11 protein-coding genes are annotated in these 13,281 nt (G+C 57.5%); 6 read left to right on the forward strand and 5 right to left on the reverse strand.

Annotated features, from left to right (window positions below; translation table 11 throughout):
• Position 1: 1 nt before the first annotated feature.
• Positions 2 to 625 (reverse strand): outer membrane lipoprotein chaperone LolA, encoded by a 624-nt coding sequence (gene lolA / locus JSY17_RS19205; protein ID WP_025259498.1) that lies wholly within the window; start codon positions 623 to 625, stop codon positions 2 to 4.
• Between the two features lie 69 nt (positions 626 to 694).
• Positions 695 to 3,097 (reverse strand): DNA translocase FtsK, encoded by a 2,403-nt coding sequence (gene ftsK, locus JSY17_RS19210; RefSeq protein ID WP_117182844.1) that lies wholly within the window; start codon positions 3,095 to 3,097, stop codon positions 695 to 697.
• A gap of 491 nt (positions 3,098 to 3,588) precedes the next feature.
• Between ftsK and aat the strand changes: the two genes are divergently transcribed.
• From aat to infA, 3 genes are all read left to right on the forward strand, one after another.
• Positions 3,589 to 4,278, forward strand: a complete 690-nt coding sequence (aat, locus tag JSY17_RS19215; RefSeq protein ID WP_117167069.1) for a leucyl/phenylalanyl-tRNA--protein transferase — start codon at positions 3,589 to 3,591, stop codon at positions 4,276 to 4,278.
• Between the two features lie 48 nt (positions 4,279 to 4,326).
• Positions 4,327 to 5,034, forward strand: a complete 708-nt coding sequence (locus tag JSY17_RS19220) for an arginyltransferase (protein WP_206402742.1) — start codon at positions 4,327 to 4,329, stop codon at positions 5,032 to 5,034.
• Positions 5,035 to 5,135: 101 nt separating this feature from the next.
• The gene (gene infA, locus JSY17_RS19225) at positions 5,136 to 5,354 is read left to right on the forward strand and encodes a translation initiation factor IF-1 (RefSeq protein WP_002553999.1); all 219 of its coding nucleotides are present in this window, start codon (positions 5,136 to 5,138) and stop codon (positions 5,352 to 5,354) included.
• Positions 5,355 to 5,446: 92 nt separating this feature from the next.
• On the opposite strand, the gene clpA is transcribed toward infA, so the two are convergent.
• Entirely contained in the window at positions 5,447 to 7,720 is a 2,274-nt protein-coding gene (gene clpA, locus JSY17_RS19230; protein ID WP_117167067.1) for an ATP-dependent Clp protease ATP-binding subunit ClpA, read from the reverse strand.
• Positions 7,721 to 7,750: 30 nt separating this feature from the next.
• On the reverse strand, positions 7,751 to 8,113 hold the full coding sequence (gene clpS / locus JSY17_RS19235; protein WP_025259492.1) for an ATP-dependent Clp protease adapter ClpS: 363 nt from the start codon (positions 8,111 to 8,113) through the stop codon (positions 7,751 to 7,753).
• 226 nt (positions 8,114 to 8,339) lie between these two features.
• Between clpS and cspD the strand changes: the two genes are divergently transcribed.
• Positions 8,340 to 8,612: a cold shock domain-containing protein CspD gene (cspD, locus tag JSY17_RS19240; RefSeq protein WP_117167101.1), complete on the forward strand. Its 273-nt coding sequence runs from the start codon at positions 8,340 to 8,342 to the stop codon at positions 8,610 to 8,612.
• A gap of 83 nt (positions 8,613 to 8,695) precedes the next feature.
• On the opposite strand, the gene icd is transcribed toward cspD, so the two are convergent.
• Complete coding sequence (gene icd / locus JSY17_RS19245) at positions 8,696 to 9,952, reverse strand: NADP-dependent isocitrate dehydrogenase (protein ID WP_206402741.1); 1,257 nt, start codon at positions 9,950 to 9,952, stop codon at positions 8,696 to 8,698.
• A gap of 443 nt (positions 9,953 to 10,395) precedes the next feature.
• On the opposite strand from icd, the gene JSY17_RS19250 reads away from it, so the two are divergent.
• Positions 10,396 to 12,621: an NADP-dependent isocitrate dehydrogenase gene (locus JSY17_RS19250; protein WP_206402740.1), complete on the forward strand. Its 2,226-nt coding sequence runs from the start codon at positions 10,396 to 10,398 to the stop codon at positions 12,619 to 12,621.
• A gap of 180 nt (positions 12,622 to 12,801) precedes the next feature.
• Positions 12,802 to 13,248, forward strand: a complete 447-nt coding sequence (locus tag JSY17_RS19255) for an NUDIX hydrolase (RefSeq protein WP_206402739.1) — start codon at positions 12,802 to 12,804, stop codon at positions 13,246 to 13,248.
• Positions 13,249 to 13,281 lie beyond the last annotated feature (33 nt).

The raw sequence follows: 13,281 nt of genomic DNA on the forward strand, positions 1-13,281 counted from the left end.
TTTATTCCTGGATGACATCGGCACCTTTGGGAATGTCGAACTTGAACTTGCTGGCCGCGATCGGCTCGTTCGCCTTGACGCCAGTGAACAGGATATTGGTGCGCTGGCCGACGCTGTCGATCAACTGCATGTCGTTGATGATGCCATTGCGAAAGGACAGACGCAGGTTATCGAACAGTGTGTCCTTGGTCTTGGGCTTGAGCACGAAGTCGATCACGCCACCCGCTTCCTTGGCAGTGATATCAAAGCTCTCGCTGATCTTCGACACGTCACCGGACAGCAGCAGGGCCGGCGTCTGGGTCAGGCGCTGATCCAGGGTCTTGATGGTGACCTGTTGCAGATCCGGGTCCCAGAGGGAAACCTTCTTGCCGTCGGAGACCATCAACTGCTCCTGAGGCGCATCGGTGTGCCAGTTGAACAGGCCTGGACGCTGCAGGGCCATTTCACCCGAGGTTTCCTGCAGTTGCGTACCGCTGCCATCGAGCGTCAGCTGGGAAAAGCGGGCAGTCAGGGTCTGGGACTTTTCCAGCAACTGGGTCAGGCGCGCCACGTCCTTGCTGTCGGCATGGGCCGGGATCGCGGAGAAAGTCAGTGCAGTTGCCAATAACATGCGGATAAGACGCATGGGATTCCTCATTGGATTCATGAAGCGCAGACAGCGTGTCTGGCACGCTATCTGCGCTATGGGATTAAATCAGTCGCGCATCGGGCCGGGGGCAATGACTTCACGCGAGCCATTGGTATTCATGGCCGTCACGACACCTGCCATTTCCATCGCCTCGATCATACGCGCAGCACGGTTGTAGCCGATCTTGAGTTTGCGCTGCACAGCTGAAATCGATGCACGACGGCTTTCAAGAACGAACTTCACCGCCTCGTCATACAAGGCATCGCTCTCGCTGTCTTCACCGCCTTCGCCACTGCCACCATCGAAACCGCTGCCAGCCTCTTCGACGCCTGCAAGAATATCGTCGTTGTAGTTTGGCGTACCACGCATTTTCCAGGCTTCCACCACGCGGTGGACTTCATCGTCGGATACGAATGCGCCATGCACACGAATCGGCAGGCTGGTACCCGGCGGCATGTACAGCATGTCACCATGGCCCAGCAGTTGCTCGGCACCACCCTGGTCGATGATGGTCCGCGAGTCGATCTTGCTCGATACCTGGAATGCCATGCGCGTCGGGATGTTGGCCTTGATCAGACCGGTGATGACGTCCACCGACGGACGCTGGGTTGCCAGGATCAGGTGAATACCGGCTGCCCGGGCTTTTTGTGCGATACGGGCGATGAGTTCTTCAACCTTCTTGCCGACAATCATCATCATGTCGGCGAACTCGTCGACCACCACCACGATGGTCGGCAAGGTCGTGAGCAACGGTGCTTCGTCATGGATGCTTTCACGACGATACATCGGGTCGGAGATCGGGTTGCCCTCCTCCTCGGCGTCCTTGATCTTGCGGTTGAAACCGGCAAGGTTACGCACGCCCATGGCCGCCATCAGCTTGTAGCGGCGCTCCATTTCGGCAACGCTCCAGCGCAGGGCGTTGGCGGCGTCCTTCATGTCGGTCACCACCGGACACAGCAGGTGCGGAATGCCTTCGTAGATCGACAATTCAAGCATTTTAGGGTCGATCATGATCAGCTTGGCGTCTTCCGGGCCAGACTTGAACAGGATCGACAGGATCATGGCGTTGACGCCCACGGACTTACCGGAACCGGTCGTACCGGCCACCAGCAGGTGAGGCATCTTGGCCAGATCGGTAATGACCGGACGGCCACCGATGTCATGCCCCAGCGCCAGGGTGACCGGCGACTTGGCATTGTCGTATTCGGGCGAGGACAGGACCTCGGAAAACCGCACGATCTGCCGGTCTTCGTTGGGGATCTCGATACCGACGGTGGTCTTGCCGGGGATCACCTCGACCACCCGGACGCTGGTCACGGCCAGGGAGCGGGCAAGGTCCTTGGCAAGGTTGGCAATACGGCTGACCTTGACCCCTGCGGCAGGCTGGATTTCGTAGCGGGTAATCACCGGCCCCGGATGGATGGAGTCCACCGATACCTCGACGCCGAACTCCTTGAGCTTGATTTCCAGCAGATGCCCCACGGCCGCCAGTGACTCGGGCGAATAGTTGAGCTTTTTCTTTTCGGCAGGGTCGAGAATCGAGATAGGCGGCAAGGTGCCTTCGATGGCGCTGTCGACGAACAACGGCACCTGCTTCTCTTTCTGGACACGCTTGCTCGGCTCGGGCGCCTTGGCAGGTGCCGGAGCGATGACCGCCGGCACGTGTTTCTCGCGCTCGGTCATGTGCTTGCTCAGGGACTCCTCGCGCTCGATCAGACGCTCACGGGCCTTGACCTGCTCACGGCGATCGGGAACGACCGGGGCCACCACTTCGTCGACACGCATGTCGACCTCGCGCAACTGCGCGACCATCTGCTTACGCTCGGTACGAGCGACCCACCAGCGGTTGGCGGCACCCTGGATGAGCTCGAACAGGTCGAGGGTGATCTTGCCGGTCACATCCATGACCTTGAACCAGGACAGATCGGTGAATACCGTCAGGCCGAACAGGAACAAGGCAATGAACAGCAATGTGCTGCCCTGGATGTTGAGGGCTTTCTTGGCCAGATCGCCAAGCACTTCACCCAGCACACCGCCCGCCGAGCCCGGAAAGCCCGCCGCGAAATGGAAGTGGATGTGCGCCAGCGCGGCACCCGCCAGAATCAGGAATACCAGGCCGATCAGGCGCCAGGAGAACAGCCAGCCGCTCCACTGCCACGGCTCGTGACGCTGACTGAAGACCTGCCAGGCCTTGATGGCCAGCAATAACGGGAAAATGTAGGCGAAATAGCCCACGACCATGAACAGGATGTCGGCACAGAAGGCACCCGCACGGCCCGCGGCGTTCTGGACTTGCGCGGAGCTGCTGGTATGGCTCCAGCCCGGATCGCTCTGATCGTAGGTCAACAGGGCCATCATCAGGTACAGGCACAAGGCACCGAAGGCAATCAGTGCACCTTCCTTGAGCCGATAATGCAGTTGCTGCCGCCAGAGCGGAACAGAGCTGGGTGCTGTGGTGGATTTTTTCAAAACGCTTTATTTCCTGCGCTCAAGCGCGAACATCTCGTTGATTGACTATGAACGGCTGCTGAACGGTATCGACCGCTTCCAGCCGAAAACGGGATCGCGAACCTCTGAAACACCCGCAGAACAGATGACCTGAATGATAACGCGCAAAGTCGGCATTGTACGGCTTTGTAGGGCCCAAGGTCTGTAGGAAAGCTCTTCACAACGGCTTTTAACGCCCAATGTTCACCGTTTTCATACAGAGACTGACCGCAACGTGCCATAGCCTTTCTCATGACATTCAATTTGAGCATGCATTCTCTTTTGTGACAAAGGCTTATGACATGATTCTATCAGCGAGACACAAGAACGCAGACTATCGGGCTATCATCCTTGCCTGTACTACCGAAACCTTGCGACACACACCATAATGGCGACCGGTTGTGACCGCGTTTATCGTACAGAGTTGCAAATCACCACTGGTGCGCCCTCCCCTACCGCGAAGTTCCGATGCCATGCTGACCTGGTTGCAACGCAACAGCCTTGTTTTCCCTCCACTGGAAAAAGCCCTGCGCGAACCCAACGGCCTGCTGGCCGCGGGCGGCGACCTCTCCGCCGATCGGCTCGTACAGGCTTACCGGCATGGCTGCTTTCCATGGTTTCAGGACGGGCAGCCCATTCTCTGGTGGTCACCCGACCCACGCACCGTTCTGCCGCCCGCCGAGATACATGTGTCACGCAGCCTGGGCAAGCTCATGCGCCAGGAGCGTTATCGGGTAACCTTCGATCAGGATTTCGCCGCGGTCATACAGGCCTGCGCCGAACCTCGCAGCTACGCCAACGAAACCTGGATCACCCGCTCGATGCAGGAGGCCTATATGGAACTGCATCGGCGCGGACATGCACACAGCGTCGAGGTCTGGGAGCAGGACAGACTGGTGGGCGGCCTGTACGGATTGGCCATGGGGCAGCTGTTTTTCGGTGAATCCATGTTCAGCCGCGCCGACAACGCTTCGAAAGTCGGCTTCGCCACACTGGTGGAACGCCTGGATGCCTGGGGCTTCGTATTGATCGATTGCCAGATGCCCACCCAGCACCTGCACAGCTTCGGTGCCCGCTCGATCCCGCGCCAGACATTCGCCGACTACCTGCACCGGCATCTGGATCAGCCGAATAACGCCGACTGGTTGCCTAGGCGAGTTTGAAAGGCTGGCATACACTCTTACCCATGGATTCTGATAACGGGGGCGATCATGACAGAGCTGGCGCGGCTTAAGTTTTATGCCACTCAACCCCACACCTGCAGTTACCTGCCCGAAGAGCAGGCGACCACGCTGTTTCTGGACCCCAGTCAGCCAATGGACGTGCAAGTCTATGCCGACCTGTCGGACATGGGCTTTCGCCGCAGTGGCGACCATCTTTATCGCCCCCACTGCCAGAATTGCAGTGCCTGCGTACCGGCCCGCATCCCGGTAAACCTGTTCGTACCCGACCGGCAGCAAAAACGCATCCTCAAGCGCAACACCGATCTTCAGGTACGCAGCACCAAGCCAGTCTTCACCGAAGAGCACTTCGATCTCTATCAGCGCTATATCGAGCAACGACACGCCGATGGCGACATGTTTCCACCCAGTCGCGACCAGTTCTCCACTTTTCTGGTGCGTGACCTGCCCTTCTCGCGCTTTTACGAGTTCCGGCTGGACCAGCGCCTGCTGGCAGTCGCGGTGACCGATCTGTTGCCCAACGGCCTTTCTGCGGTCTATACCTTTTATGAACCCGATGAAGAACGGCGCAGCCTTGGGCGTTATGCCATCTTGTGGCAGATCGCCGAAGCAGCCCGGCTTCAGTTGCATGCCGTGTACCTGGGATACTGGATCAAGAACTGTAAAAAGATGAATTACAAGACCCAATATCGCCCCATCGAGCTGTTGACCAATCAAAGATGGGTCACTCTGTATTGAAGCCCTTGGCTTAAAGAGGTTTTTTCGGGCACAATGCACGCCGCTTTTGCCTGGCGCCACTTGCACCGGGCCACTCATTTGTATACCGAGGGCTTTACTGCATGTCGAAAGAAGACAGCTTCGAAATGGAAGGCACTGTCGTCGACACCCTGCCCAACACCATGTTTCGTGTGGAGTTGGAAAACGGGCACGTCGTAACCGCGCATATCTCCGGCAAGATGCGCAAGAACTACATCCGTATTCTTACCGGTGACAAGGTCCGCGTCGAACTGACGCCTTATGACCTGAGCAAAGGGCGTATCACCTACCGCGCCCGTTAAGCTAGTACTGACGAAAACGCCCGGCACATGCCGGGCGTTTTTGTTTGCTCGCTTGCCTGGCACTCATTACCGAGTGCCAGGCAGGGCTGCCATCAAGCCATTTCTGCCGTTGTCTCGAAATCAAAGGTGATCTCGCCATCCTTGATATCGATATGCACAACGCCACCATGCTCGGACAACTCACCGAACAGGATCTCCTCAGCAAGGGGACGCTTGATCTTGTCCTGGATAAGGCGAGCCATCGGGCGAGCACCCATTGCCGCATCATAGCCACCCTGCGCCAGCCAGCTTCTGGCCGCGTCAGATACTTCGAGCAGTACACGCTTGTCTTCCAGCTGTGCCTGAAGTTCGGTAAGGAACTTGTCGACCACGCTCTTGATGACTTCGTGGCTGAGGCGGCCAAACTGGATGATGGTGTCCAGACGGTTGCGGAACTCCGGCGTAAAGCTCTTCTTGATCACTTCCATTGCATCGGACGAGTGATCCTGATGAGTGAAACCGATCGAAGCCCGCGCTGCCGACTCGGCACCGGCGTTGGTGGTCATGATGACGATCACATTGCGGAAGTCCGCCTTGCGACCGTTGTTGTCAGTCAGCGTACCGTGGTCCATGACCTGCAGAAGCAGGTTGAAGACTTCCGGATGCGCCTTCTCGATTTCATCGAGCAGCAAGACACAATGCGGCTGACGGGTAATGGCTTCAGTCAGCAGACCGCCCTGATCGAAACCGACATAGCCCGGAGGCGCACCGATCAGACGCGATACGGTATGACGCTCCATGTACTCGGACATGTCGAAGCGAATCAGCTCGACACCAAGCGCCTTGGCCAGCTGACGAGCCGCTTCCGTCTTGCCGACACCGGTAGGCCCTGCGAACAGGAAGGAACCTACAGGCTTGTCAGGCGACTTCAGACCGGCACGGGACAGCTTGATGGCCGTGGACAACGAGTCGATGGCTGCATCCTGACCGAAGACCGTGAGCTTGAGATCGCGCTCCAGGTTACGCAGCAGCTCCTTGTCGGAACTGTTGACGTGCTTTGGAGGAATACGCGCGATTTTCGCGACGATATCTTCGACCTGTGGCACATCGATGCACTTGACCCGACGCTCGGCCGGCTGCAGACGCTGGAAGGCACCGGCTTCGTCGATGACGTCAATCGCCTTGTCAGGCATATGCCGGTCATTGATGTAGCGCGACGCAAGCTCTGCAGCCGCACGCAACGCTTCATCGCTGTACTCGATGCTGTGGTGCTGCTCGAAGCGGCCTTTGAGCCCCTTGAGAATACCGATGGTGTCCTCGACCGATGGCTCGGAGACATCAACCTTCTGGAAGCGACGCGCCAAGGCACGATCCTTCTCGAAGATCCCGCGAAATTCCTGAAAGGTCGTGGAACCGATGCAACGGATATCACCGGAAGACAGCAGCGGCTTGAGCAGGTTGGAAGCATCCATCACCCCGCCGGAAGCGGCACCCGCACCGATGATGGTATGAATTTCATCGATGAACAGGATCGCATGCGGCCGTTTGCGAAGTTCATTGAGCAGCGCCTTGAAGCGCTTCTCGAAGTCGCCGCGATACTTGGTGCCGGCCAGCAAGGCGCCAAGGTCAAGGGAGTAGACAACGCTGCTGGCCAGCAGATCCGGCACCTGGTTGTCGACAATACGCTTGGCCAGGCCTTCGGCGATGGCAGTCTTGCCGACACCCGCTTCACCGACCAGCAGAGGGTTGTTCTTGCGACGACGGGCGAGAATCTGAGCAACGCGCTCGACTTCGTTCTCGCGACCGACCAATGGATCGATGCGCCCCTGGCGCGCCAGTTCGTTCAGATTGCTTGCATAGGCATCCAGAGGATTGCCTGAGGAAGAAGCCTCACCACCCTCGTCGTCCTGCATATCCTGCTCACCTTCAGAAGAGTGTTCGCCATGCCCTGGAACCTTGGAGATGCCATGGGCGATGTAATTGACGACATCAATCCGGGCCACGCTCTGCTGCTTGAGCAGGAAGACGGCCTGACTTTCCTGCTCACTGAAAATTGCTACCAGTACGTTGGCGCCGGTCACTTCACGTTTGCCGGAACTCTGCACATGGAAGACTGCACGTTGCAACACGCGCTGGAACCCGAGCGTCGGCTGGGTTTCACGATCCTCGTCATGGACAGGGATCAGTGGGGTTGTGGAGTCGATGAACTCCTGCAGATCATGCTTGAGCTTATCGAGGTTTGCGCCGCAGGCACGCAAGACAGTGGCTGCAGCCTCATTATCCAATAGAGCCAGCAGGAGATGCTCGACCGTCATGAACTCATGACGTTTTGAACGAGCTTCCTTGAAGGCAAGATTGAGGGTGACTTCGAGCTCACGGTTTAACATAGCTTCACCTCATACCCAAGTGGCCGGCGTTTAACCGTCCTTCTCGATCTCACAGAGTAGTGGATGCTGACTTTCCCGGGCGTATTGATTGACCTGCATTGCCTTGGTTTCGGCTATGTCGCGGGTAAACAATCCGCATACTGCCCGCCCCTCTGTATGGACGGCCAGCATGACCTTGGTAGCCAGCTCACGATTCAGGTTGAAAAACACCTCAAGAACCTCGACGACGAAATCCATAGGGGTGTAATCATCGTTAAACAAAACCACCTTGTACATCGGTGGCGCCTGCAGGGTGGGCTTGGCGTCCTGCAACGCAATGCCAGCTGAGTCGTCCTCGTGTGACTGCGGACCGTCCTGATTGAATGTTAGTCGAATCTTGCTGATTGCATGCATGGTAAAGAAAGGTTCGTGTAAAGAGCGGATTGAATAAATTTAGTCGCAGCCTGACCGGTTTTCACATAGACCGCCGCATGACCTTGACTATCAGCTAATCGGTGTTACAAACAATAGAGCCCACATTGGGTAAAAAGGGTCCGCGCAGTCAACCAAAATTTTTTTAGGCCAGGCGGATTGAGGTGGATGATACTCCAGACGGAGTCCTTTGCAGAGGGATATGGCTATGCTCAGCGGTAAAGTCAAGTGGTTCAATAATGCAAAAGGCTATGGATTTATTCTTGCCGATGGCAGAGATGAAGATCTGTTTGCTCATTATTCGGCCATACAAATGGATGGCTACAAAACGCTCAAGGCAGGCCAACCGGTCCAGTTCGAGATTATTCAAGGGCCCAAGGGATTGCATGCCGTGAATATCTCACCTGCGTCCACAGCTACTGTTACAACGGCCGCAGATGCTTCAAGCACAGCACAAAAGCCAGCTAATGTGTCGGCCTGATACAGACCACCACAAACGCCAGCCATGAGTAACAAGCAGCCAGTTCAGGACGACTGAACTGGCTGCTGGTAAAGCCCGATGAGTTACATGTGCGCAATCAGGGCATCGCCGAACTCGGACGATGACAACAGCTTCGCCCCCTCCATCAGCCGCTCGAAATCATAAGTAACAGTTTTCGCTGCAATGGCTCCATTGGTGCCCTTGATGATCAGGTCGGCCGCTTCAACCCATCCCATATGCCGCAACATCATTTCCGCCGACAGAATCAGAGACCCCGGATTGACCTGATCCTTGCCTGCATATTTGGGTGCTGTCCCGTGTGTCGCCTCGAACATCGCCACGGTATCCGAAAGATTGGCACCGGGCGCAATACCGATCCCCCCCACCTCCGCCGCCAGCGCGTCGGAAAGATAATCGCCATTGAGATTCAATGTTGCGATGACATCATATTCGGCGGGACGTAGCAGGATCTGCTGAAGCATTGCATCGGCAATGGCGTCCTTGACGATCACCTCCTTGCCGGTCCGAGGGTTGGTGAACTGCATCCATGGCCCGCCGTCGAGCAGAGTCGCGCCAAACTCCTCGGCAGCCACTTCATAGGCCCATTCCTTGAAGGCCCCTTCGGTGAATTTCATGATGTTGCCTTTGTGCACGATGGTCAGCGAGTCACGGTCATTGTCGACGACATACTGCAATGCCTTGCGCGCCAGACGCCTTGTTCCCTCCCTGGAAACCGGCTTGACCCCGATACCGCAGTCCTCGTCAAAGCGGATCTTTGTGACCCCCATCTCTTCCTTGAGAAAACGGATGACCTTAGTCGCTTCGGGAGATCCGGCCTTCCACTCGATCCCGGCATAAATGTCTTCGGAGTTTTCGCGAAAGATCGTCATATTCACATCGCCGGGCTTCCTGACCGGGCTGGGCACCCCCTCGAACCAGCGAACCGGCCTCAGGCAGACATACAGATCCAGTTGCTGGCGCAAGGCGACGTTCAGCGAGCGAATCCCGCCTCCGACCGGCGTGGTCAGAGGCCCCTTGATGGAAACCACGTACTCTCTCACCGCATCCAGCGTCTCCTGAGGCAGCCAGGTGTCGGGGTCGTAAACCCGGGTTGCCTTCTCTCCGGCATAGACCTCCATCCAGGAAATCCTGCGTTTCTCGCCATAAGCCTTGCTGACTGCCGCATCGACCACCTTGATCATGACCGGCGTGATATCGATACCAATGCCATCCCCTTCTATAAAGGGAATGACGGGGTTATCGGGAACGTTGAGGGAGTGGTCTGCGTTGACAGTGATCTTCTCACCGACGACGGGAATTCTTGTTTTTTGATATGTCATGCTGGACTCCGGTGTGGGCTGAGTGGACATCCTGACAGCCATTGAGCCTAGTCCAGCCCCCGATACACAGGCAAAGCCCGCCAGTCCGGCAACCCTCGAAAACGCCCGAAAGCCTTGATCTTGAGCGCCTTCGTTCGACCAACGGCGAATAGTCGCCATTCGATAGCACGCATAGCATTAATGCTTGGCGCCAAGGGTTTGATATACTCGCGACGTGACCGCAGAGTCATAAAGGCCGAAGTGTCTGAAACCGGACTTTCAGCCTTATATATGCGTCGGGCAGTGACCATTGCCATGCCCGGCAGCTTGACGCTCGACTGATGCACCCAACATCACCGCGAATAAACCTCGACTTGGGCCCATGACCGAACTTTGGGCAAGAGTGCATACCCTGCGCATATCGAGATTTTGTGCATGCTCAGCAAAACAGAGAGTTAATACCAATGTCCAACCGCTCGAAGATCATCTACACCTTCACTGACGAAGCTCCGGCCCTCGCCACCTACTCGCTTCTGCCAATCATCGAAGCATTTACAGCCTCTTCCGATATCGACGTCGAAACACGTGATATCTCTCTGGCGGGCCGTGTTCTTTCCAGCTTCCCCGAATCGCTTGGCGCCGATCAGCAGGTGCCGGATCATCTCGCCGAGTTGGGCAAACTGGCCACCACACCAGAAGCCAACATCATCAAGCTGCCCAACATCAGCGCCTCGGTTCCTCAATTGAAGGCAACCATCAAAGAGCTGCAGGAAAAAGGCTTCAAGATCCCGGACTACCCGGAAGCGCCGTCCACCGACGCGGAAAAAGAAACCCGCGCCCGCTACGACAAGGTCAAGGGCAGCGCCGTGAACCCGGTTCTGCGTGAAGGCAACTCCGACCGCCGCGCTCCGCTCTCGGTCAAGAACTACGCTCGCAAGCACCCGCACAAGATGGGCGCATGGGCTACCGACTCCAAGGCTCACGTTGCGCACATGAGCAGCGGCGACTTCTACGGCAGCGAAAAGGCCGCTCTGGTCGAAGCCGACAACAGCGTCAAGATCGAACTGGTCGCCAAGGACGGTACAACCACCGTTCTGAAAGAGAAAACCAGCGTCAAGGCTGGCGAAGTGATCGATTGCTCGGTCATGAGCAAGAAAGCCCTGCGCAGCTTCATTGCAGCCGAAATCGAAGACGCCAAGAAGCAAGGCGTGCTGTTCTCGGTGCACTTGAAAGCCACCATGATGAAAATCTCCGACCCGATCATGTTCGGTCAGATCGTCGACGAGTACTACAAGGATGCGCTGACCAAGCACGCAGACATCCTGAAGGAAATCGGCTTCAGCCTGAACAACGGTATCGGCGACCTGTACGATCGCATCGGCAGCCTGCCTGCTGACAAACAGGCCGAAATCAAGGCTGACATCCAGGCGGTCTACGCCACTCGCCCACAACTGGCGATGGTCAACTCCGACAAAGGCATCACCAACCTGCACGTTCCGAGCGATGTCATCGTCGACGCCTCGATGCCTGCCATGATCCGCGACTCCGGCAAGATGTGGGGCGCCGACGGCCAACTGCACGATGCCAAGGCGGTCATCCCGGATCGCTGCTACGCGACCATCTATCAGGCGGTCATCGAAGACTGCAAGAAGAACGGCGCTTTCGACCCAACCACCATGGGCAGCGTGCCGAACGTCGGCCTGATGGCGCAGAAAGCCGAAGAATACGGTTCTCACGACAAGACTTTCCACATCAAGACCGATGGCGTGGTCCGCGTGACCGACAGCCAGGGCAACCTGCTGATGGAACAGAACGTCGAAACCGGCGATATCTGGCGCATGTGCCAGGCCAAGGACGCGCCGATCCAGGACTGGGTCAAACTGGCCGTCAACCGTTCCCGTGCCAGCAACACTCCGGCCATTTTCTGGCTCGACCCGGCTCGCGCCCATGACAGCGTGATGATCGAGAAAGTCCGCAAGTACCTGGGCGACCACGACACTTCGGGCCTGGACATCCAGATCCTGTCGCCGGTAGAAGCCATGAAGCTGACTCTGGAGCGCACCCGTGCCGGCAAGGACACCATTTCGGTGACCGGTAACGTACTGCGCGACTACCTGACCGACCTGTTCCCGATCATGGAACTGGGCACAAGCGCCAAGATGCTGTCGATCGTGCCGCTGATGAATGGCGGTGGCCTGTTCGAAACCGGCGCCGGCGGTTCGGCTCCGAAGCACGTTCAGCAGTTCGTCGAAGAGAACTTCCTGCGCTGGGACTCCCTGGGCGAGTTCCTGGCTCTGGCCGCGTCCCTCGAGCACCTGGGCAATGCCTACAGCAACTCCAAGGCCCTGGTTCTGTCCAAGACCCTGGATCAGGCTACCGGTGAGTTCCTGGATCGCAACAAGTCGCCTTCGCGCAAGGTCGGCAGCATCGACAACCGCGGCAGCCACTTCTACCTGACCCTGTTCTGGGCACAGGCTCTGGCCGCTCAAAACGACGACGCGGCCCTCAAGGCGCAGTTCAGCCCGCTGGCCAAGACCCTGACCGACAACGAAGAGAAAATCGTTGCCGAGCTCAACGCTGTCCAGGGCAAACCAGTGGAAATCGGTGGTTACTACTTCACCAACCCTGAACTGACCAGCAAAGCCATGCGCCCTAGCGCAACCTTGAACGCAGCCATCGCCGCGTTGTAAGTGGCAAAGCGGTCAGATGCATGACCTGCAAAAGCCCCGGCCACGCACCGGGGCTTTTGCATTTCAGGGCCGGGAATCATGAGTTTTCGCAGGAACGACGATGTATCGCCATCAATGAAGTCTCGCGGATGAATCCCACCTGCTCCTGACCTCCTCCCCCTACATACGAGTAGCAATATTATGCAATGGCAAGCCCACGTTACCGTCGCCACGATCGTCGAAGATCAGGGCCGGTTCCTGTTCGTCGAAGAAATCAAGGGCGGACAAAAGGTACTCAACCAGCCCGCCGGACATCTGGACCCGAACGAAAGCCTGCAACACGCTGCCGTGCGCGAAACCCTGGAAGAAACCGGCTGGGATGTCGAACTGACCAGCGTCATCGGCATTTATCTGTACACGGCCCCCAGCAACGGCGTGACCTACCAGCGTATCTGCTTTGCAGCCAAGCCCTTGCGCCATCACCCCGAATACACTCTGGACGAGGGCATCGTCGGCCCGGTCTGGTTGACCCGCGATGAACTCCTGACCCAGCAGCACCGCTGGCGCAGCGAGCTGGTGATGCGTTGTGTCGACGATTATCTGAATGCCGAACACTTCGGTCTTGCCCTGCTACGCGACAAGGCGTGAGACTCGACGCCCTCAGCCTGATAGAATCGCGTC

Origin of the sequence: Pseudomonas capsici (assembly GCF_017165765.1) — a bacterium.
GTDB classification, from domain to species: Bacteria; Pseudomonadota; Gammaproteobacteria; order Pseudomonadales; family Pseudomonadaceae; genus Aquipseudomonas; species Aquipseudomonas capsici.